This is a genomic window from Kitasatospora sp. NPDC057936, assembly GCF_042887525.1.
Taxonomy (GTDB): domain Bacteria; phylum Actinomycetota; class Actinomycetes; order Streptomycetales; family Streptomycetaceae; genus Kitasatospora.
Genome location: NZ_JBHVPD010000045.1, coordinates 1 through 21,021, shown reverse-complemented (window position 1 = coordinate 21,021; position 21,021 = coordinate 1). Strand labels below are relative to the sequence as shown.

General features: G+C 71.3%; 20 protein-coding genes and 2 CRISPR repeat arrays. Of the genes, 12 read left to right on the top strand and 8 right to left on the bottom strand.

What is annotated here, in order from left to right; translation table 11 throughout:
• From ACFVU9_RS23140 to folE, 12 genes are all read left to right on the top strand, one after another.
• On the top strand, positions 1–390 hold the full coding sequence (locus tag ACFVU9_RS23140) for a 6-pyruvoyl tetrahydropterin synthase family protein (protein ID WP_387596038.1): 390 nt from the start codon (positions 1–3) through the stop codon (positions 388–390).
• Positions 387–1,100: a 7-carboxy-7-deazaguanine synthase QueE gene (locus tag ACFVU9_RS23135; protein WP_387596036.1), complete on the top strand. Its 714-nt coding sequence runs from the start codon at positions 387–389 to the stop codon at positions 1,098–1,100. The genes ACFVU9_RS23140 and ACFVU9_RS23135 overlap by 4 nt, the downstream gene beginning before the upstream one ends.
• Before the next feature lie 244 nt (positions 1,101–1,344).
• Positions 1,345–2,043, top strand: a complete 699-nt coding sequence (locus tag ACFVU9_RS23130) for an RNA-directed DNA polymerase (protein WP_387596033.1) — start codon at positions 1,345–1,347, stop codon at positions 2,041–2,043.
• 11 nt (positions 2,044–2,054) lie between these two features.
• Positions 2,055–2,618: a formylglycine-generating enzyme family protein gene (locus tag ACFVU9_RS23125; RefSeq protein ID WP_387596030.1), complete on the top strand. Its 564-nt coding sequence runs from the start codon at positions 2,055–2,057 to the stop codon at positions 2,616–2,618.
• Positions 2,615–3,058: a hypothetical protein gene (locus tag ACFVU9_RS23120; RefSeq protein ID WP_387596027.1), complete on the top strand. Its 444-nt coding sequence runs from the start codon at positions 2,615–2,617 to the stop codon at positions 3,056–3,058. Before ACFVU9_RS23125 ends, ACFVU9_RS23120 begins: the two co-directional genes overlap by 4 nt.
• The gene (locus tag ACFVU9_RS23115; RefSeq protein ID WP_387596024.1) at positions 3,055–4,095 is read left to right on the top strand and encodes a glycosyltransferase family 2 protein; all 1,041 of its coding nucleotides are present in this window, start codon (positions 3,055–3,057) and stop codon (positions 4,093–4,095) included. Before ACFVU9_RS23120 ends, ACFVU9_RS23115 begins: the two co-directional genes overlap by 4 nt.
• Positions 4,092–5,039 carry a radical SAM protein gene (locus tag ACFVU9_RS23110; RefSeq protein WP_387596021.1) on the top strand — a complete coding sequence of 316 codons (948 nt, stop codon included), beginning with the start codon at positions 4,092–4,094 and terminating at the stop codon, positions 5,037–5,039. The genes ACFVU9_RS23115 and ACFVU9_RS23110 overlap by 4 nt, the downstream gene beginning before the upstream one ends.
• The gene (locus ACFVU9_RS23105; RefSeq protein WP_387596018.1) at positions 5,036–5,593 is read left to right on the top strand and encodes a phosphoribosyltransferase; all 558 of its coding nucleotides are present in this window, start codon (positions 5,036–5,038) and stop codon (positions 5,591–5,593) included. Before ACFVU9_RS23110 ends, ACFVU9_RS23105 begins: the two co-directional genes overlap by 4 nt.
• A gap of 525 nt (positions 5,594–6,118) precedes the next feature.
• Positions 6,119–6,721 carry a glycosyltransferase family 4 protein gene (locus tag ACFVU9_RS23100; RefSeq protein ID WP_387596015.1) on the top strand — a complete coding sequence of 201 codons (603 nt, stop codon included), beginning with the start codon at positions 6,119–6,121 and terminating at the stop codon, positions 6,719–6,721.
• Complete coding sequence (locus ACFVU9_RS23095; RefSeq protein ID WP_387596012.1) at positions 6,721–7,584, top strand: 5'-3' exonuclease H3TH domain-containing protein; 864 nt, start codon at positions 6,721–6,723, stop codon at positions 7,582–7,584. The genes ACFVU9_RS23100 and ACFVU9_RS23095 overlap by 1 nt, the downstream gene beginning before the upstream one ends.
• Complete coding sequence (locus tag ACFVU9_RS23090) at positions 7,581–8,198, top strand: PIG-L deacetylase family protein (RefSeq protein WP_387596009.1); 618 nt, start codon at positions 7,581–7,583, stop codon at positions 8,196–8,198. Before ACFVU9_RS23095 ends, ACFVU9_RS23090 begins: the two co-directional genes overlap by 4 nt.
• 47 nt (positions 8,199–8,245) lie before the next feature.
• Positions 8,246–8,839 carry a GTP cyclohydrolase I gene (gene folE / locus ACFVU9_RS23085; protein WP_387596006.1) on the top strand — a complete coding sequence of 198 codons (594 nt, stop codon included), beginning with the start codon at positions 8,246–8,248 and terminating at the stop codon, positions 8,837–8,839.
• A 102-nt stretch (positions 8,840–8,941) separates the two neighbouring features.
• Positions 8,942–10,068: a CRISPR direct-repeat array (repeat unit 29 nt; unit sequence GGAGCAATCCCCGCGCGTGCGGGGCCGAC).
• An 18-nt stretch (positions 10,069–10,086) separates the two neighbouring features.
• On the opposite strand, the gene cas2e is transcribed toward folE, so the two are convergent.
• The 8 genes from cas2e to cas3 form a co-directional block, all read right to left on the bottom strand.
• The gene (cas2e, locus tag ACFVU9_RS23080; RefSeq protein WP_331744407.1) at positions 10,087–10,365 is read right to left on the bottom strand and encodes a type I-E CRISPR-associated endoribonuclease Cas2e; all 279 of its coding nucleotides are present in this window, start codon (positions 10,363–10,365) and stop codon (positions 10,087–10,089) included.
• Positions 10,362–11,384 carry a type I-E CRISPR-associated endonuclease Cas1e gene (gene cas1e, locus ACFVU9_RS23075; protein ID WP_387596002.1) on the bottom strand — a complete coding sequence of 341 codons (1,023 nt, stop codon included), beginning with the start codon at positions 11,382–11,384 and terminating at the stop codon, positions 10,362–10,364. The genes cas2e and cas1e overlap by 4 nt, the downstream gene beginning before the upstream one ends.
• 3 nt (positions 11,385–11,387) lie before the next feature.
• Positions 11,388–12,164, bottom strand: coding sequence for a type I-E CRISPR-associated protein Cas6/Cse3/CasE (gene cas6e / locus ACFVU9_RS23070; protein WP_387595999.1), 777 nt, complete (start codon positions 12,162–12,164; stop codon positions 11,388–11,390).
• A 4-nt stretch (positions 12,165–12,168) separates the two neighbouring features.
• Positions 12,169–13,020 carry a type I-E CRISPR-associated protein Cas5/CasD gene (gene cas5e, locus ACFVU9_RS23065; protein ID WP_387595996.1) on the bottom strand — a complete coding sequence of 284 codons (852 nt, stop codon included), beginning with the start codon at positions 13,018–13,020 and terminating at the stop codon, positions 12,169–12,171.
• Entirely contained in the window at positions 13,020–14,159 is a 1,140-nt protein-coding gene (gene cas7e, locus ACFVU9_RS23060; RefSeq protein WP_387595993.1) for a type I-E CRISPR-associated protein Cas7/Cse4/CasC, read from the bottom strand. The genes cas5e and cas7e overlap by 1 nt, the downstream gene beginning before the upstream one ends.
• A 69-nt stretch (positions 14,160–14,228) precedes the next feature.
• Positions 14,229–14,831, bottom strand: a complete 603-nt coding sequence (gene casB / locus ACFVU9_RS23055) for a type I-E CRISPR-associated protein Cse2/CasB (protein WP_387595991.1) — start codon at positions 14,829–14,831, stop codon at positions 14,229–14,231.
• Complete coding sequence (gene casA / locus ACFVU9_RS23050) at positions 14,821–16,536, bottom strand: type I-E CRISPR-associated protein Cse1/CasA (RefSeq protein WP_387595988.1); 1,716 nt, start codon at positions 16,534–16,536, stop codon at positions 14,821–14,823. The genes casB and casA overlap by 11 nt, the downstream gene beginning before the upstream one ends.
• Before the next feature lie 233 nt (positions 16,537–16,769).
• Complete coding sequence (gene cas3 / locus ACFVU9_RS23045) at positions 16,770–19,646, bottom strand: CRISPR-associated helicase Cas3' (RefSeq protein WP_387595985.1); 2,877 nt, start codon at positions 19,644–19,646, stop codon at positions 16,770–16,772.
• A gap of 169 nt (positions 19,647–19,815) precedes the next feature.
• A CRISPR array of direct repeats spans positions 19,816–20,941; the repeat unit is 28 nt; unit sequence GTCGGCCCCGCGCTCGCGGGGATTGCTC.
• Positions 20,942–21,021 lie beyond the last annotated feature (80 nt).

Below are 21,021 nucleotides of genomic sequence, written 5' to 3'. Positions count from 1 at the left end.
GTGCTGCCCGGCCGGTACCGGATCGCGAAGACGTTCCGGTTCGAGGCCGCGCACTTCCTGTCCAGCCTGCCGGTGGGGCACCAGTGCGCCCGGATGCACGGCCATTCCTACGAGGCCGTGTTCGTGCTCGCGGCCGACCGGTTGGTGGGGCCGGGCTTCGTCACGGACTTCGGCGATCTCGGCCCGGTGAAGAAGATGATCGACGGCACGCTCGATCACCGGGTGCTGAACGACGTCCTGCCGGTCGCGCCGACGTCGGAGAACCTCGCCGCGTGGCTGGCCAGCTGGTTCGTGGAGCAGCTGGAACCGGGGCTGCCGGGCCGGCTGGTGTCGGTTCGGGTGTCGGAAACGGCGAGCAGCTGGGCCGAGTTCGTGTTGGAGGAGCGGTGAGCCTGTCGGGCGGCAAGCTCGCCGGCGGCAGGGGGCTGCTGGTGGCGGAGTGCTTCGGGCCGACGCTCCAGGGTGAGGGCCCGAGCTGCGGGCAGCAGGCTCTGTTCGTGCGGCTGTCGCGGTGCAACCTGCGCTGTCCGGGGTGCGACACCCCGGAGACGTGGGACTGGTCGCGGTTCGACCCGCGCGAGGTTTCCACCCGCATCGGTGTCGAGGACCTCGCAGCGTGGGTGATGTCCTGGTTGTCGCGGCTGGTGGTGGTGACCGGGGGCGAGCCGCTGCTCCAGCAGGACGCGGTCGTCGACCTGGTGCGACTGCTTCCGGGGCGGCGGGTGGAGGTGGAGACGAACGGGACCATCAGCCCGCGGCCCGGGTTGGTCGAAGCGGTGTCCGGGTTCAACGTCTCGCCGAAGCTGGAGGCCTTCGCCGCGCCCGGCGACCGGCGGATCAACCCGGAGGCGCTGCGGGCGTTCGCGGCTTGCGACAAGGCCCGGTTCAAGTTCGTCGTACGCGAGGCCGGCCAGCTCGATGAAGTCGCCTCCCTGGCGGAGGAGTTCTCGTTCCCCGAGGTGTGGATCATGCCGGAGGGCACGAGCAGCAAAGCGGTGCTCGGCGGGATGCGGGCGCTGGCGGACGAAGTCCTGGCCCGGGGCTGGAACCTCACGCCGCGGCTGCACACGCTGCTCTGGGAGGACGAGCGTGGCCGCTGAGAACAGCAAGGTGCCTGAGCGGCGCGGTCGTTCCGGCTCCCCGAGGCCGCTCGTGTTGGGTAGCGGCCAAGCACTCGGTGCGGAGGGGAGCGGGATCCTGCATGCCGCTCAGGCACATCCCACTATAGCCAACTCCCTTGCACTACGCGCCCATTCGCTGATGCCGTTCCTCGTCGAAGTCCGGCATCTGAAGAGGGCGGCACGTGCCTGCATGCGCCGCGCCGGCGCCCCAGGGGCCGACGGGATGAGCTGGGCCCAGTTCCGGCAGGACCTCGGCGGCCGGCTGAAGGCTCTGGCCGAGGAACTGCGAGCCGGCTCCTGGACTCCGAGCCCGGTGCGCGAGGTCGAGATCACCTCGTACACCGGCAAGACGTTCGTATCCGTGATCCCGACGGTGGCGGACCGGGTCGTGCAGCGGGCGATGCGCAACGCCGTCGAGCCGGTCCTGGAGCAGCGGGCGTTCGCCGACTGGGTCTCGGGCTATCGGGCCGGGCGCAACCGGATCTCGGCACTGCGCGACGCCGACCGACACCTGCGTGAGGGCTGCCGGTGGGTCGTGGACGTGGACGTGCGCAGGGTGTCGGAAGGATCGAGCGCGACCAAGGTCACCGGCTGGCTGGCCGAGCACGTCGCGGACGGCTCGTTCCTGCGCCTGTTCGAGCGGGTGCTGGAACCGCTGCCCTTCCCGATCATGCCGGGGACGGCGCTGGCGCCGCTGCTGATCAACCTGCGTCTGTCCCGGGCGGACGCACGGCTGGCCGGGTACCGCGTCGTGCGGTTCGCGGACAACTACTGCGTCTTCTGCGACGGCGCCGAACAGGCCGGCGAGGCCCTCGAAGCCGTCACCAAGGCGTTGGCCTGCTGCGGACTGTGGCCCAACCTCGCCAAGTCGAAGGTCTGGGCCGGGGCGAACGCCGAAGACCTGTTCCTGATCGCCGGATGAGAGGGCGAGCGATGACCGCGAATTTGGCCGGACGCTCGTTCGTCTGGGTGCCGGTGGCGGGTGGAACGTGCCTGTTCGGCGACCGGCGGAAGCCGGTGAAGGTGGCCGACCTGGAGTGGACGGCCACACCGCTGACGCCCTTCCAGCTTGGGCTCGGGTCGGACCACCGGCCGCTGGTCGCAGTGGCCCATGCGCAGGCGGCCCGGATCGCGGCCGACCTGGGCGGCCGGCTGCCGCTGTCGAAGGAGTGGGAGTGGGCGGCCTCCGGCGTCGAGCGCCGTCTGTACCCGTGGGGCGGCGAGGAGCCGGACGAATCGCGAGCGAACCTACGTGGCGCCTGCGGACGACCCACCCCCGTGACCTCCCATCCCCACGGGCGGACTCCGAGCGGCCTGTGGGACATGGCGGGTAACTGCTGGGAGTGGACGTCGTCGGCCACGATCGGCGACGGCTTCGTGATCCGCGGCGGCTCCTACAACTCACTGCCGCTGTATGCGAGGTGCACGTTCCTGAACGCCGCGCCCGCCGAGCTCGCCTCGCCTGGGATCGGCTTCAGGGTGGTGAGAGCGGCGTGATCGGCGACCTCGTGATCGCGGGCTGCTCGCACCGCAAGGCGCCGGAGTCCCGGCCGCTGCCCGCCCTGGAGCGGTACACCGGCGGCATCGCCCCGCAGCTGAACGCCCGCTTCGCCGGGCACCGCGAGGCCCGCACCCGAATCCGCTTCCTGTCCGCCGCCTACGGCCTGGTCCGGGCGGACGACCTTCTCGCGCCCTACGACCAGCGGCTCGACGCCGGCCTCGCCCGGCAGCTACGCCCGGTGGTAGCCGAACAGATCCGCCGCGACTTCACCGCCAACGGCGCCCCACGGCGGGTGCTACTGGTCCTCGAACCCGACTACCTGATCCTGCTCGCCGATCTCCTGGCCCTGCCGGAGCGCCCGGCCCTGCACTGGATCTCCGACCCTCGCGGCTGGCCGCAGGCCGCCGCCGTGCTCGACGAATGGAGGTGGCCATGATGCACACCAGCCTCGCGGACACGCTCGGGACCCAGGCCAACGCCCACCGGTACTTCACGACGGACTTCACCGCGCGAACCGGGGTGGGCTGGCACCAGCCCACCCCCGCGGGTGCCAGCGCCGGCCGACGACTGTCCGTCGTGATCCCCGCCCGCAACACCGCCTACGCCCTCCCGGCGGTGCTGGACGCGCTCGGCGCCCAGCAGCACGCGGCCGCGGTGGAGGTGATCCTGGTCGACGACGCGTCCACGGACGAGACGTTCGACATCGCCCGCCGGCACCCGGCGGTCACCACCGCGGTACGCCTGGCCGAGCGACGCGGCTCGGCCGCGGCGCGCAACACCGGGGCCCGCCTCGCCCAGGCCCCGACCGTGCTGTTCGTCGACGCGGACATGGTGCTGCCCTCCCACGTGATCGCCGACGTGGCCGCACGGGCCTCCGACGACACCGTGCTGACGGGGTTCCGGCACAACGTCCCCTGCCAGGCGGCGCCGTGCAACGGGGTGCGGCTGCCCGACGGGCCTCCGCTCCTGGCGGCCGACCACCGCGTCATCTGGACACCACCGGTCGGCAAGGTCCTGCCGTACTCCGGCATCACGCTCACCGAAGAGCTGGACGGGCGACCGCTGGACGCCACCGACGACTTCCAGAACCTCGGCTACGGCCGGTTCTACTACGACTGGGACCTGCCGAGGATGGCAGTCACCGCGCTGCTGGCCGTGCCTCGCCAGCAGCTGGTGGACGTCGGAGGCTTCGACGAGGAGTTCGGCGCGCTGGGCTGGGGCATGGAGGACACCCACCTCGGCGCGGCCCTGATCGCCGCCGGCTGCCTCGTCATCCCGCTGCGCCAGGCCGTCGGCTTCCACCTCGACCCGTCGGACGCCGCCGCCCAATGGCAGGCCAAGCTCGCCACCTGGCCCGCCACGCTCGCCCGCTACCGCCACCTGCTGTCCCTGCCCGCACCCGCCGGACAGGTCCGCGCCTTCGCCGCCACTGCCGACAAGCACCTGACCGACGCCGAGGTGATCACCCGATGATCCGTACCTTCGCCGCCGCCACGTTCGACGACGCCACCGTCGTTCACGACCCGGCGGTCGGCACCAACCACCTTCCGCCCCAACCGCTCCCGAGTGGCTGCGTCGCCCTGGACGACCAGCAGGTCGCTGCCTGGCCCCTGGCCGACCCGGCCGCCCTCGCGCTCGACTACCCGCTGAGCATGTGCTGGTCCCCGATCGTGCGCTGCAACCTGGCCTGCCCCCAGTGCCTCGACGACAAGACCGTGCGCGAGTCCACCCAGGCCGAACGGCGCGCCCTCGTGCGCCACATCGCCGCCTCGGGCGTCCTGGGCGTCGACATCTCCGGCGGCGAACCGCTGCTGCTGCGCGAACTGCCCGACCTCGCACGGGCGATCCGCAGCCGGGGCACCAGCGTGGTCAGCTGCACCACCAACGGCTGGCACCTCGCCCGCCGAGCCCGGGCACTCGCCGGCGCCCTCGACGCGATCCGGGTCTCCCTCGACGGCGCCACCGCGGCTACCCACGACACCTGGCGCGGCCAGGACAGCTACCGGCGCGCCATCACGGGCATCCGCGCCGCCGTCGCCGAAGGCCTGTTCGTCCAGCTCCAGATGGTCCTCATGCAGGCCAACAAGCACGAGGCCCAGGAGCTGTTGAACCTCGCCGCCCAGCTCGGCGCCGGCGGGGTGTCCTTCCTCCAGATGCTCCCCATCGGCGACGGCGCCGCACTCGCCGCCGAGCAGATGCTCACCGACGACCAGGCCCAGGAGACCGTCGGCCCGCTGACCGTCCCGGCCGGCGTCCGGGTCCGGCTGCGCACCCGGCACAGCGCGGGCGGCTTCACGGTCCTGCGCGCCGACGGCTTCGCCTGGCGCAACACCCGGGGCGCCACCGGCATCTCCGCGTTCGTCCCCGTCACCGGCCCGGCCGACCTCCGCCTGCCCACCTCCGGGAGCAGCTCATGACCAACGCCCCCTACCCTGCGCGGCGGGTCTTCGCCCGGCGGATTCCGTTCGCGCCGACGCGCTACCAGTGCTTCGACGCGGCCCGGTTGCTCGCCGAGTCCGTCGTCGGCATCGAACCGGCGGTCGGCTGCGTGATCGGCATCGCCTCCGGCGGCATCGAGCCGGCCCGGATTATGGCCGACTACCTGAAAACGCCCTTTCACGCCGTCACCGCCCGGCACAACACGAGCGACGCCTTGTTCCAGAAGGCCACCGGCGACGTCCGGGTCCTCCTCCCGGACACGCTGCCCGCCCGCTTCACCGGCACGGTGCTCCTCGTCGACGACATCATCGGCACGGGAGCGACGTTCGCTGCCGTCACCGACGCACTACACCATCTGCTCGCCGACAATGCCACGATCATGACGGCGGCGCTGTTCCGCAACCGCGGCTGCCCGCAGAACCCCCACCGGTGGGCCTGGACCGTCAACGACTGGGTCGTCTTCCCCTGGGAGATCCAGCCGCAGGGCCAGACCCAGCCCGTCCCGGCCCTGCGGCGGGTGAACTCCCGGTGATCACCGCCGCCTCCTCCCGAGGCGTCCTGCTGGTCCTCGTCTCCTGGACCCCGGACGCCCCGGCCGGCATCGAACGCGCGACGGCGGCCCTGGCCCTCGGCCTCGCCCAAGGCGGCCACCGGCCCGTCATCGCCACCGCCGCGCCCCAGCCCGAGAGCCCCGGTCTTCCCGGCGTCGCCATCGCGCACCTGCGCCTCGATGACGTGCGCTTCCCCTGCGACGACGACGTTCTGCGGCGCGCCATCACCTACCAGGACAGCAGGCTGACCCGGCAGATCCGAGACCTGATCACCGAACACCGCATCGACACTGTCCTGTTCTGCGACGCCCTGTGGGGGCTCGGTCGCCTGCGCGGACATCCCCGGTCACGTCCGCCGTGCGCTCGCCGCCCACGTCAAGCCGCACGTCCTCGACGCCGGACCCGCACTCGCCCGCGCGACCCGCGTCCTCGTGCCCTCCCCGGTCGTCCGCGACGAACTGGCCGGCTGGGGCCCGCGGAACCTGCGCGTCGTCCCTAACGCACTCATGACCGACGCCTCGGCAGCCCCGCCCACGCCGTCCCGCCGCGAGCAGCTGCGCCGCCAAGGCCCGGTACGCGTCCTCGCACGGCTCGGACCGGAAAAAGGCGTACTCGATTTCCTGGAGGCCGCCGCCGACTGGAACCGGCCCGTCGAAGTGGCCCTCGCCGAAGCAGGATTCGAGAACACCGTCGGCTCGCAGTCCGAGCTCCTCGAACGCTGCCGCCGACCGGCGGCCCGCACTCCGAACGTCCTTCTGCTCGGCGGGCTGGCCTGGGACGAGGTACTGCCGTGGCTCGCCGGGGCAGCGGTGGTGATCGTCCCCAGCCTGAAGGAGACCTTCGGCCTGGTGGCCCTGGAAGCCATGAGCGTCGGCACCCCGGTGGTCGCCTACCGGATCGGCAACCTGCCCGCGCTGATCGAACCGACCGGCCACGGCGACCGTCTGCTCGTCGAGCACGACGACGGCCCCGCCGCCCTCCACAAGACGGCACAGACCCTCCTGGAAGATGACATACTGTATGCCGCGACTACACAGACCGTGTATCGGAGAGCGGCCGAGTTCCAGCCGCGCCGAATCGCTGAACTCTTTCTAGAGGCGGTGTCGTGATGCCCAAAAACCCCGCAACCCCTGCCCCGTTGCTGCTCGTCGACGGCTTCAACCTTCTGTGGGCCGGCACCTTCGGCTTTCCCGCACCGATCTTCTCCCGTGACAAGTCCCGTGAGCTGACCGGCCTGTTCGCCTTCTTCGCCCTGCTGCGCGCCGCGATCCGTGACGACCTCGACGTCGCACAGCCCGAGGTCCTGGTCGTCTTCGACGGCGAGTACGGTACCGCCGACCGCGTGGCCGCCGACCAGGGCTACAAGGCGAACCGGGAGGCGACGCCGGAGGCGCTCAAGCCGCTGCAGTTCCTCGCCCCGGTGAAGGACGGCCTGGACGCGTACGGGATCCGGTGGGTCGAGGTCGACGACGCCGAGGCCGACGACGTCATCGCCACCCTCGCCACCCGGGCCGCCGCCACCCGGCCGGTCCTGATCATGTCGCGGGACATGGACTTCTACCAGCTCCTCGACGACGACGTGCGGATCCTCAACCGCTTCCGCAAAGCCTCCCAACGCATCATCACCGCCGACGAGGTTCTCACCCGCTACGGCGTCACCCCCGCCCAATGGCCGGCCTTCCGCGCCCTGACCGGCGACAAGTCCGACAACATCCCCGGCCTCCGCGGCATCGGCCCGAAGGTCGCCGCCACCCTGCTGCGAGACGGCATGCCACTGCACGACCTGCCCGGCTCCGGGCGCCTCACCGGCGCAAAAGGCGCCGCCATCACCATCGCATGGGCCGACGTACTCCGCTGGGAGACGATGATCACGGTACGCCGCGACCTCGACGTCCCCGTCGCCCTTCGCGACGTGGCGAGCCCGCAGCTGCCCAAGCCCGCCGACGTCGTCGAGAAGCTGGGGCTCTGGTGACCGCCGCGCTGCCCGGATCGGTCCTGGCGGCCTTCGCCCACCCCGACGACGCCGAGCTGTGGGCCGGCGCAACCCTCGCCCACCACTCCAAGCACAACGCGGTCACCATCGCCGTCCCGCACCACGACGACGTCCGAGACGCCGAGGCCCGCAGGGGCGCAGCCGTCCTCGGCGCCGGCCTGCGCCAGGTCCCCCGGCTTGACCACGCCACCGTGCAGCAACTGCTGCTGGAGACACGGCCGGACATCGTCATCACCCACCCACTCAACGACGTCCACCCCGAGCACCGGGCAGTCGCCGCCGCCGTGCTCGCGGCCGTCCCCGAGCCCCGCATCGCCACCGGCCGCCCGACCCGCCTCTACACCTGCGACACCTACAACTCGCTCACCCTCGACGGCCCGGTTCGCGCCGACGTGATCGTGGACGCGACCACGACCTTCGACACCAAGTTGACCGCGTTGCGCGTGCACGCGAGCCAGCCGATCGAGCAGCACTTCGGCCCCATGGCCGAGACCCTCGGCCGGCTCTGGGGTGCCCGCATCGGCACCCGGTACGCGGAGGCGTTCACCGCCGTGCCGATCCTCGGCTGCCTGCCCGGCGCCACCCACCTCTGACACACCGCACTTCGCGACCCCGTCAACCCACCCCAAGGGGACGATCAGTGACGTCCATACCCGTCCAAGCTCAACGCCGCCCCATCGACCACCAGCGCGTCGCGGAGCTGACCCGCGAGCTGCTGCTCGCCCTCGGCGAGGACCCCGACCGCGACGGCCTCAAGGACACACCCCGCCGAGTCGCCGACTGGTGGGCCGAGTTCCTCGACCACGACCCCGGCAGGCTCGACACCGCCTTCGCCCAGGAAGGCCAGTACGGCGACTTCGTCCTGCTGACCGGCATCGAGGCATGGAGCATCTGCGAGCACCACCTGCTCCCCTTCCGCCTCGACGTCTCCATCGCCTACGTCCCCGACACAGCCGTCCTCGGCCTGTCCAAACTGGTGCGGCACCTCCAGACCCACACCCACGCCCTCCAACTCCAGGAACGCATCACCAACGACGTCGCCCACGACATCGCCAAGTCCGCCGGCACCGACGACGTCGCCGTCTACACCATCGGCGAGCACCTCTGCATGAGCATGCGCGGCGTCAAGGCCACCTCTGTACGCACCACGACCATGTGCCGGCTCGGCCGCACCGAGAGCGATCCCGACCTGGCCGCTCGCATCGAACGCCTCGCCCTCCCCGCCCGCCCATAGCCACCTCCCACCCGCACGCCACCACCACCCGTCCCTCGCCCTTCAGCCCCCGGACGGCCTGCTCCCCGAGCTCGACCGGCTCTGGATCGTCCCCGCCCGCCAAGGGCAATCCCCGCGCGTGCAGGGCCGACTTCGGGGGCAGGTCGAGCTTCTCGGCGTCGGCGAGGCAATCCCCGCGCGTGCAGGGCCGACTTGGTGCCGACGGCGCGGATCGACACCGGGGCGGAGCAATCCCCGCGCGTGCGGGGCCGACACCTGCAGCCGTCGGGTGACCGCCGCGTGGCTGGAGCAATCCCCGCGCGTGCAGGGCCGACGCGGTCGCGGTCAGGGCGGAGATCCCGGCCCCGGAGCAATCCCCGCGCGTGCGGGGCCGACCTGGGGCAGCAGTACTACGTCCAGGCGCTGAAGGAGCAATCCCCGCGCGTGCGGGGCCGACTCGTCGTCATCGTCGAAGTCGTCGTCAATGTCGGAGCAATCCCCGCGCGTGCGGGGCCGACTCGCCCGGAGCACCGTGGATGCCCTCGCGCACGGAGCAATCCCCGCGCGTGCGGGGCCGACGGGCGCGCGGGATCCAGCAGGTCGGGAACACCGGAGCAATCCCCGCGCGTGCGGGGCCGACGTCGCTGTCCGGTACCTGCTGTTCCACGCCGAGGAGCAATCCCCGCGCGTGCGGGGCCGACGGCTATGCAACGGATCACTCTCATGGCGGCCGGGAGCAATCCCCGCGCGTGCGGGGCCGACCGGGCGACCTGGGCGGCGATCTCTGCCGGGTCGGAGCAATCCCCGCGCGTGCGGGGCCGACGCCATGGACATCCCGGGCAGCCAGCCCGAGCTGGAGCAATCCCCGCGCGTGCGGGGCCGACCTTTGCCCCAGCTAAGCCGGGCCGACCCTACCGGAGCAATCCCCGCGCGTGCGGGGCCGACTGCAGGGACTGCGACGACTACGGCGTCGGGACGGAGCAATCCCCGCGCGTGCGGGGCCGACTCCCCAGGTCACGATGACTCCTCTCACAGGCCCGAGCAATCCCCGCGCGTGCGGGGCCGACGCCACATCGAGCGCTTTCGCGCCGCGCGCCACAGAGCAATCCCCGCGCGTGCGGGGCCGACCGGGGCCGGGACGGGCCGGAGACCGACGGCGGGGAGCAATCCCCGCGCGTGCGGGGCCGACCCCAAGGGCGCCCAGATGATGGCCTGGACCATGGAGCAATCCCCGCGCGTGCGGGGCCGACACTTCATGACCTGCGGGTTTAGCGGCGTGAGCGGGCCGAGAGAATCAGTCCGTCGAAGTCGACGGGCTTCCAGCGGTCCTTGCCAGCGGTGCGGACGGTCCAGCCCTGTTCGTTGGTTGCGGGTTCGACGAGGACAGCTTGGCCGTCTCCGATGCGGGTGGCGAGGAGGTCCCAGAGGCGGTCGCGGATGCGGCGGCTGGGGGTGCCGACGAAGACGCCGGCGTTGACTTCGACCATCCAGCGGGTGAGGTGTCCGCGTAGACCTTCGGGGGCTGCGATAAGGATGATGACGGTCATGGGCTGCTCGTGTCCTCGGTGAACTCCGGGCCGATGATGGCCAGATGCTCGTCGCCCATTCCCGGGTCGGTAACAGTGGCCGCCCCGGGGCCCTCGGTGTCGGACCAGTTAACGCCGCCCTGTACTGTGCCGACGCGTTCGTCCCAGAGTTCGTTGACCTCGACGTCGGGCATGTCGGTGCCGTCCGGACTCAAGAGCGCCTTGACGTCGTGGACGATGCGGCCCAGCAGCTTGTCCTGGGCGATCCGGTCACGCAGGCCGAGGCGGGCGTCTCGTTCCTCGGTGTGGCCCTGCTTGGCAAGGTCGAAGGCGAGGGGGATGGTGTATTCGGCCTTGTAGAGGTCGGCGATGTCGAGGACGAACGACGTGGCCAGTCCGGTGTGGACGAAGCCGAGGCCGGGGCTGGCGCCCAGACCGGTGATGACGGCGTGGCAGATCCCGTAGAGCGCGGCGTTGGCCGCCGACAGGAGGCGGTTGAGGTCGTCGCCTGCGGCGTAGGCGTCGCCGGCCTTGTAGACGCGGCCGTTCCAGGGGACGGCGGTCCGGCGTGATTCGGCCTGGTAGAGCTTGCGGATGCGAGCGCCTTCGCGGCCGCGCAGCTGTTGCATGGTGGCGGCGCTGACGTCCTCGCCCGGGAACCGCATGCGGTACATGGCCCGTGCGACGGCGAGGCGTTCCTTGGTTCGACTCACCAGCCAGGCCTGGCGATTGAGGAGGGCCGCGCCACGACTGGGGCCGAGGCCGGCAGCGTACATGCGCACGCCTTGCTCCCCGACCCAGCACATGGTGGTGCCGGAGTCGGAGAGCAGGTTGACCGCGCCGTGGGTAATGCGGGTGCCCGGACCGAGGAGCATGACAGCGACCATGGCAGCGGGGACGCGGACGGTCTCGCGCTTGTTGATGACGACGACGGCGTTCTCGTCACGGTCGATGTGGCTGCGCTCTACATAGACACTGGAGACACGGTCGGCGAGGCGGTGCAGGTCGTGCGGGTGGGCTTTCCACCAGATGTCGGCCATCGGTCAGCAGGCGCCGGGGAGCAGCGGAGCGAGGGTGAGCAGGCCGCAGCCGTACGCCTTCGAGGGGCCGATCCCGCCGAGCAATGCGGCCTGCAGGAGACCGGGGTCGGTGATGCGCAGGTGGCCTTCGAAGGTGGCGGTGGTGAGGGTCACGGAGTTGCGGGTGCCGGGCTTGGTGAAGGTGGTGCGGTTGCGGTCGGTGATCCGGACTTCCCGAGCGATGGGCGGGACCTCGCCGTGACGTTCGGTGGCGGGCAACTCGAGGCCGGGTGCTGGTTTGTCGGTCCGTGCCTCAGGGATCGTGAATCCCCAGCGCTCGGTGCGCTCCAGGAACCAGACGAGCTGGTGGGCGGCGGTGCGGTGGGCCATGCGGTAGGAGCGGTGGTGGAGCTCGGCCGCCGTCTTGGTGCGGTGCGGGCTCGCCTTGTCGGGCTTGGATGTGTTCTGGACGGGGCTGGCCTTGAGCCGGAAGGCGAACTCGCGGCCGATGGCGAGCTGGGCGAGCAGCGGGCTGTAGTCGCGGATCGCGTAGTGCTCGCCTTCGGCGTCGGGCCATCCTGCCTGTTCGACGACGTGGGTCCAGTCGGGTTTGGAGGGGGTGAGGACGAGCAGCATGGGGCGGCGGGGGTGGTCGGCGTCCAGGCGCCACAGGATCCGGTCGCCGGGGGCGGTGTCGGGGATTCCGGCCATGACGGCGCCGTGCAGGGAGCGGGGGTTGGCGAGCAGGGTGCGGCTGGCGGCGCGCAGGGGGTTGATGCGCACGCGGGAGAGGTAGGTCATCGGGTCACCAGCCCAGCAGGGCGAACGGGTCGTGGGTCGGTCGGGCATCGTCAGCAGTCGTGGCGGATGAGGGCAGGCCGGTGGGGACGCTGAGCCAGGCGTGGCGGATCCGCCGCGTGGTGAAGCCGCGTTCGCGGGGTGCGAAGGACAGCGGAACATCCTGCAGGGTGCCATCGCCGAGTGGGTCGTCGAAGGTCGCGGCCAGGTCGATCAGGTGCGGGGAGGACGGCTCCGGACCACGCTGGGCCTGTCGGCGGTAGGCGTTCTTGGCGGCCTCACCCGCTTGCCACGGCTCCTGGGCGAGAACGTCCTCGAGCGTGCCGTCGCGTACCGTCCCGAGGGCGATCGGCTGTGTGGGGACGCAGGAGCGTCGGCCGAGGGCGAGGGGGAAAGCCGGGTGGCGGACGGCCTCGGCGAGTGTCGTGACGAGGGCGACCGGGCCCTGGACGGCGGCGACGAACACCGCGTCCTGGAGGTAGTAGCGGTGGGTGACGTGGGTGTCCTTGGCCGGGGAGGTCGGCTTCTGGAGGCCCTTCGCGTTGACGCCGGCCTGCGGCAGCGGCCGGCCCCGGTAGTCGCTGACGGTGTGGTAGTCGCGAATCAGGGTCCCGGGCTGGTCGATACGCACGCCCAGCCGAAGGCGGACCAGGTTGGTGATGTCCTTTTCACGGGGGTATCCCGCTGCGGCGGCGAGCAGCCCGACGACGCCGGACTTGGTCGGCTGGGGCGGGGTGTCGCGGCGGTTGAAGGCGCTGTGCTCGCCCCAGGACTGCAGGGGCCCGGCAAGGCGCAGCACGAGGACCGCCTGGTCCTGCTCCGGGGTCGGAGCCGGCTCGGGGGTGGGGTCGGCGAGCATCAGTTGCTGTTCACCCGCTCGGTGAGGGCGGTGCGCAGGCCGTCGCGCAGCTCGGCGAAGGTGCGGTTCTTGCCGAATGCCTGCCCCAGCTTTTGGCCGGTTTCGTCGGTGTCGTTGGCGAGGGTGTGGCAGACGGCGACGTAGGGCGGGGTGTCGCCCCACTGGTCGGTGGCGGTGGCGAATTCGGTGGCGAGGCGGCGTGCGGACTCGGCGACGATACCTCGGCTGGCCGGGACGGGGTTCTCGTAGGCGGAGACGAGGTTGACGGGCTGGTCGGTGCGGACGACGACGGCGACGAGGCTGGGGCGGGTGCGGTGGGCGAAGGAGTTGCCGTAGCCGGTGGGCATGGAGCGGGCGAAGGAGTCGACGAAGAGGTCGACGGCGTCGATGGTGGCCTTGTCGTCGCCGAGGTTGTCGTGCAGCTGGTGGAGGCCGACGGTGGCGTAGCGGTAGAGGGTGGCGGAGTTGAAGCCGATGGTGCCGATCATGCCGGCGCCGGTCTCGTCGGCGCTGTTCTCGTCGTCGACGGCCGTGTAGTAGTCGAATTCGAGTTCGGTGGCGTGGGTGGAGATGGCGTGGGCGACCTGGGTGGCGGCGTCGACGTTCAGGCCGGGGATGTCGGCGACCATGCGGCCGAAGAGGGCGACGTCGGCGGGGTGTCCGGTCTGCAGCTGCTCGCGTACCGGAAGGGTCTTGACGGCCTCGTCGAGACCCTTGCCGTCGAGGGCGGCGAGGTCGGCGGCGCTGCTCGCGACGAGGTCGATGATGCCGTCCAGCTGGCGGCGTCCGTAGAAGAGGAGGTAGGCAGTGTCGCCTTCCTTCTTGCCCGCGGAGATGCCGGTCGACTTGATCAGGGCGCCGGCGATCCGCTGGGCGTCCTCGGCGTCGATGCCGGTGCGCTCGGCGATGCCCTTGGCGAGCTGGGCGGCGATTCGCTTGGTGCGGGTGGCGAGGTCTTGCGGGTCGCGGCTTTCGGCGAAGTGGATGCGGGTGGCGCGCTTCCAGGCCTGGGAGGAGACGCGGGAGCGGCGCTTGCCTCCGAAGTAGGCCTCCTTGGGGTTGCCGTTGTCGTCCCGGTTGAGGTTGGCCGGCGGGACGGTCTGCAGGATGTGCACGTCGATGTAGAGGCGGTCGGTCATGCGCTACTCCCTCGGGGATGGTGGTTCCTGTGGTGGTTGGGCCGCGGTTGCGGAGCTTCGCAGGTGCCGTCAGCCGGCGGGCGCCGTGTCCTTCCACGCCTGGTAGCCGATGGCCCACTTGAGGCGGATCTGCGGGCGTCGGTCGGTGCTGTGCCAGGCCTGGATGTCGGCCATCAGGTGGTTGTAGTCCAGCGGCTGACCGACGGTGCGCAGCTGGGTGATCAGGCCTCGCAGGTGGACCAGCAGTGCGGACACGCTGGTCGCATTGGCGAGCTGGGCGACCCGGGTGTCGAGCGCCTCCTCGCTGAACTTTCCGCTTCGGCGCAGGGCGCGCATCGCCTCGCCGAGCTTGACGCCGCGCCGGTGCATCGGCTTGGACTGGCTCTGTTGGTGGAGGCCGTAGAGGGCCAGGGCGGCGTGTTCGGCCTTCTGTTCGTCGGAGACTTCGTCGCGCAGCGCGAGGACGTCGTTGACCTCGCAGCTGTAGAGCGGCCACATCTTGGGGCTGTCCATGACGGGCCGTCCGAGGCCGGAGCGCAGGGCGGCGAGGTCCTCGCCCGGGGGCCGGTACGGCTGCTTGGTGCGTTGGTCGGTACGCCATGTGTGGTCGGGGCCGGTGAACTTGTCCCAGTACCGGCGCGGTTTGGCCGCGACCTTCTGCTCAGTCGTCAAGGTCCGCTCCAGGGTCGGATTCGGGGTCGAGGGTGGTGGCAGTCTCGGCCGCCCGGGCGGCGGCCGCTTCCCGCCGGGCGTCGGCGTACCGGGGGAGGATCTCGTCGACCTGGCGCCGGAAGTTGGCGCCAGCGGTACCGAGTCGGTAGGCGAGCGTCTTGCCCGCCTTTCCGGGCTGGTCGAGGGTGCGGCCGCCGAAGGTGCCGGCGGGCGCGGCCAGCAGGAGCGTGTTCGCCGCATCCCGCGCGTGGCGGTGGGCGACTTCCTCCCATGCCAGTCGGCCCTTCTCCAGGGCGTCCTCGTCGGTGCCGGCGTCGCGGACGCCGGCGAGCAGGCGGCGGACCAGCGGGTCGAGGGTGTGCAGGAGGAGTTCGCCGGGGCGCTGGCCCTTGTCCCAGGGGATGGGGTCGGTGCCGGCGGCCCGGCGCAGGTCGGCGGACAGGTTGTTGACGGCCTTCGCGAGGCGTTCCGCCTGCTCGGCGACGTCCAGGAGGAGTTGGTGGGCTTCGCTGTCCTGGTGGAGGGCGAGCAGGGGGAGGGGGATGGCGTCGTGGATGATGTCTTCGACGATGGCCGACTGGGTGCCGTAGACCATGCCGAAGGTCTCGACCTGCAGCCGGTAGTCGGCGGGGAGTTGGCCGTCCTCCTGCAGGGCGCTGATCTGGTCGAGCAGGATGCTGGTCTCGAAGCCGTCGGTGCTCTGGCGTGTCGGAGCGAGGAGGGCTTCCAGGCCGCGCCAGGCGGCCTTGCCCTGGGTGTGGCGGCGCGGCCTGCGTTCGGGCAGCGCCGAGGCGGACTTCTTGGCGGGGGCTGTGAAGATCCAGGCGGTGTGCGGTTCCAGTTCGGACATGGGCGTGAGTCGGTCGCCGGCGCCGATGACCACCCGGGAGACCTTCAGTTCGCCGCCCTCGTCCTGATGCGGGATGAGTCGGATCCGCCGTGCCTGCCACGTCCACAGGTCGATGAGGCCCTCGGCCGCGCGTGGCTTCCACCCGGGGCCGTGCGGGCCGCGCAGCCACTGCGGGACCCCCAGGGCCCCGGCAGGGGTGACCGGGAGGTTCAGCAGGAGAGTCTCGTACAGCGTGCGCCCGGTGGGGACGATCACCCCGAGCTGGCCGAGCGGACCGGTGGGGTTCCCGGTCGTCTTGCCCGCCTTGACCTGGGGGTCGCCGACGACTCCGGTCTTGATCGCCGCCGTGTCCCAGCAGTGGGCGTGCAGGAGCCAGTGGGTGGCCTGGGCCGGGGTCAGGTCGAGCGGGTCCGCGTCGGTGCGGCTGGCGAACAGCGGGACGTTGTTGCCGCTCGCCGCGGTCGCGACCAGGGCGGCGGAGCCCTTCGTCTCGTCCTTGGCAGTCCGTAGTCCGGCGACCTGCCCGAACGGGGCGACCGGATCGAACAGGTCGAACCTCGCACGGTGCTCGCCGAGGTAGGTCCCGAGGTCGCCGAGCTCAGCCGGTGTGAACCTTCCCTGCGCGAACCGCTCACCCTTCTCCCGCAGGGTCTGGGGTGCACCGGTGGCGTCGGCGACGACGGGTAGAAGGACCTGGCGTAGGACGGCCGGGAGCTGGGTCGAGAACTCGACGACGAGGCCCTCGAGCTCGTGTGCCCGGGCCATGGCCTCTGCGATCCCCAGCGTCACGGGCGGCCCGCCGCCGACGGGCCGTGCCGTCAGCCACGGTTTTTCGGCAAGGTTGTACCCAGGCACGCGCTGTTCTCCCAACTGGCCCTGTTTAGAGCTTGGTTCGGGTTCATCGTGGCATTGCCGGAGGCCCTCTGTGGGGCTAATGCTTAAACTGCCCCTCGGCCCCGCGGACAGCCTGCGCGGGGATGGCCCCTGGCCGTGTTTGCGAGCCTCACCTGGCTGCAAGTCGGCCCCGCGGTCGCGGGGTTGGGGCCGTGTTGGCGGAGCCGGCAGGCTGTCGGCTCCGCCCACGCGCCCTACCGGAACGGGCGCCCTCCACTGACCACAAGTCCGAGCAGATCGTCATAGCGCAGCCGAAAGTCACCGAGAACCGCAGCACCGTTCTCGTCGAGCTCGAGCGCCAGAGCGTGCCGCAGCCACGGATGATCACGCCAGCCCGGCAGCGGCCTCAGCGCCTGCTCGGCCGCCTCGGTGAGGGACGCGGGCAGGCGCACCGTGCCGGCGAGCACGTCGTCCACTACCTCGGCCGCGACCTCGCCGTTCGGCCCGAGCCTGCGCCCTGTCACCGCGCGGAAGCCATCACCGCTGCGGCGTACCAGGACGACCTCGACGCTCCGGTCACCGTCGCGAACGAGCGCCTCGAACTGCCCCTCCGCAAGGGTGCCTTGGCCGCCGTAGTGCAGTCCGGCCAAGGTCTGGGATCCGTGTTCGCCCGCACGCGTGAGCAGGTACTGCGCAGCCTCGTCCCGCCGCTTCTGCTGGCGTACCTCCCACTCCTGCCGGGCCTGTGCCTCCGCTTCTGCCCAGCTGGCGGGAACGACCGGATGGGTGCCGTAGACCCGCGCCACCAGCTCGGGCACCTGCCCGGGGATGTCCCACTGCCCGCCCGCGGCGCTGGTTACCTCGGCCGCCGTGCGCAGCAGGAGGTACCGCCCGTAGATCTTCTCGGAGGCCCGCAGGATGTGCGGCGGGCCATCGTTCCGCCAGCCCAGGCCGGTGATGACGACGGTGGGCTTGGACAGCGGGCCGGGACGCTCGACGCCGTCGTGGCGGTGGAGGCGGCCGATGCGCTGGAGGAGCAGGTCGATCGGTGCGAGGTCGGTGATCAGCAGGTCCGCGTCGACGTCGAAGGACTGCTCCGCGAGTTGGGTGGCGACGACGATCAGCCTGTCGGGCCGGTCGGCCTCACTGGTGGGCGGCCCGAGCAGTTGCAGGACCTCATGCGTACGGTCGGCCCGATGTCCCGCGTGGAGGCCGCCATGAAGGAGCCGAACGTCGGCACCGAACTCCTGCCGGAGGGCCTCGAACGTACGCTGGGCGCGGGCGACGGTGTTGCGGATGACGAGGACGCATCCGCCGTCAACGAGACGCTCGCGCAGAAGGCTGGTCACGGCGTCATCTTCCGGCCCCGCGCCGCCGTTCAGCGTCCGGGAGTCCTGCGGCTCGTCCAGCACCTCGACCCGCACCGGCAGGTCGGCGCGCCAGGACGTCGTGCTCTCCACCATCAGTTCCGGCCGTGCGTCCCGCCCGAGCCAGGCCGCCGTGACGCTCGGATAGCCCTGTGGCTCGGGCAGTTCCGGCGCTGCCAAGGCTGCCTCGATCGACTGCGCACCAGCCAGGTAGGCGGCGACCAGCCGGCGCCGCTGCTCCGGAGGCAGGGTTGCCGAGAGGAGCACCACGGGCACGCCGGCCTGCCCAAGCCACCAGAGGCCTTCCAGCAGGAACTGCGACATGTAGACGTCGGCGGCGTGGACCTCGTCGAGGACGACCACCTTGCCCACCAGGCCGGCCATGCGGAGCATGACGTGCTTGGTGCGGGTAGCGGCGTAGAGGAGCTGGTCGATGGTGCCGACCGCGAACGGGCTCAGCAGGCCGCGACGACGGCCGAGGAACCACTCGGCAGGTGCCTTGCGCTCCGCGTCCTGCCCGGCCTGCGCGAACTGGGAGGGCAGACCGTACTCGTCCTCGGCCACCGACGTGTAACAGTCGTCGGCGTCCTGCCCCCACTCCCCCGCGTCGTCGAGCAGGCCTCGCCATTCCTTGTTGAACATCCGTTTGCCGTGCAGCAGCGCGACCTGGCTCTCCAGCCCGTCCTCGATCTCGCGAAGCCAGAGCCGGAGCTGGGAGAACATCGGGTCTGCGGTCGCCTGGGTCGGCATACCCAGGAATACGCCATCCGCGCCGTGGCGGGCACCCATGAACTCGGCCGCCGCCAACGCCGATTTCGTCTTCCCCTCCCCCATCGGCGCCTCGATGATCACCAACCCGGGGCCACTCATCCGCCGGGCCACATCAAACACGAGCTCCTGCGACGGCCGGGGCCCGTGGCCGAAACGGTCGCGGAAGGTCTCGGGCCCGGGAACGGCCAACTCCCCCCAGCCACCCCGCAGTCCCAGCTGCGACCACGCGGCCGCGGCCCGCTTCCGCGCCTCCGGCATCGTCACCTTCGCCAGATCGGATACACCCTTGAAGTGCCGCTCGTCGCTGGCGATCCAGTCCGCCATCACCACGAAGCCGGACAGCTGCAGCTGCACCGCACGGCTCGGCACCACCACCGGCTCAACCGGCGCGAGCGGAGCCTCGCCCTCGTAGCCGAGTTCCCTGGAGAAGACGTCGACCAGCGCCGATTGGGCCAACTTCCAGGACGGGCTACGACCTTGCCACTCCTCCTTCTTCGGACTCAACTGCCCCAGCGTCGGGAAGCTTCCGTGGTGGCCGGCGATCAACGGCCACACCCAGTCGCGCTGGTCATGCGACCAGCCGGCCTCGTCGAAAAGCGCTCGCAGCACGCGGGCACCCGCCTTGTCGTGCCGCCAAGTCGCGCCCTTTACTGGGTACTTGTCCCACACGAGCCCTGCGCAACGGACCGCCTCCGCGCCGACGGGATCAAGGTGCTGAAACATCGGCGTGGCCTTGCCACAGTCATGAATCCCGCACAACCAGGCGAACAGCCTCCGCCCCTTGCCCCGGCCGCCCGCGAGGGCGTCCAGACGAACCCGTGTCACCGGCGGCAGGTAACGGTCCCACACGATCTCCGCGGCCGCGGCAGTGTCCAGCATGTGCGACAGCAACAGGTTGGCAGTGCCGCCGGCCCGCCCTGCGGATTTGCCCCACAAGGCACCAAGCCAGCCCCTGACCTGCGGTGGATACCGCCGCCAGCGGTCATCGACCATCGTCCGACCTCCCATGCAAGATAGGCTTCAGGAGCGTAGGGCACGGGACTGACAACTCGGCCAGCAGCAAAGAATGATGAGATAATGCCCCACTTCGTCGAGAAGCTGACAGCCAATCGAACTAACTCAGAACGCACCCACTGAGGCAGATCACCGCAGGTCAACAAGTGTCGGCCCCGCGCTCGCGGGGATTGCTCCACATAGCCGTGGCCGCAGACGAGGGCGTTGTAGTCGGCCCCGCGCTCGCGGGGATTGCTCCATCGAGGAGGCCGAACAGGTCAAGCAGCGGACGTCGGCCCCGCGCTCGCGGGGATTGCTCCTGTAGTCAGCGGATCTACTGAACGATGAAGACGTCGGCCCCGCGCTCGCGGGGATTGCTCCGCGTTCGGGTAGCTTGTCGTTGCCATGGAACGGTCGGCCCCGCGCTCGCGGGGATTGCTCTCGGCAGGAGCGGATTGCCACTGCCGAACGACAGTCGGCCCCGCGCTCGCGGGGATTGCTCCCGTACGGCGGCCGCCGCCGGGACCGGCCGGGCGTCGGCCCCGCGCTCGCGGGGATTGCTCCGGCAGGGCGGCCACCTGGCGTCCGGATGGTAGGTCGGCCCCGCGCTCGCGGGGATTGCTCGTCGAGTTCGCCAAGTCGATGGAGCTCCGCGGCGTCGGCCCCGCGCTCGCGGGGATTGCTCCGCCCTCGACGCCGAACGGGCGCCCGTTGGTGCGTCGGCCCCGCGCTCGCGGGGATTGCTCCTGATCAACCCCGGCCGGGGCCTGCCCGCCCCGGTCGGCCCCGCGCTCGCGGGGATTGCTCCAGCGTACGGCGCAGCGTGGCGTTTTGGGCGGTGTCGGCCCCGCGCTCGCGGGGATTGCTCCGCGTCACCCTCCAACCCCAGCTCGTCGAGCTGGTCGGCCCCGCGCTCGCGGGGATTGCTCCCGCGTCGGCGATGCGCTGCGGCAGCGGCTTGCGTCGGCCCCGCGCTCGCGGGGATTGCTCCCCCTCCAGGAAGCCCGGCTCACGGCTCCAGTTGTCGGCCCCGCGCTCGCGGGGATTGCTCCCTGACCGCCACCCGCCTCACCGTCCGCATCGCGTCGGCCCCGCGCTCGCGGGGATTGCTCTTCCCCTGGGTGGCGGCGGCCTTGGCCGTAGCCGTCGGCCCCGCGCTCGCGGGGATTGCTCCACCGCGAAGTCCCGGACGTCGATCAGCTGGACGTCGGCCCCGCGCTCGCGGGGATTGCTCTCGATCCGAAAATCCTCGAAGACGTCGTAACGAGTCGGCCCCGCGCTCGCGGGGATTGCTCGAGGAGCCCATGGCCGCGAAGGTGACCGCAAGCGGGCGCATATACACATCTGGCGCTGCCCAAGCTAATCTATGGGGTTG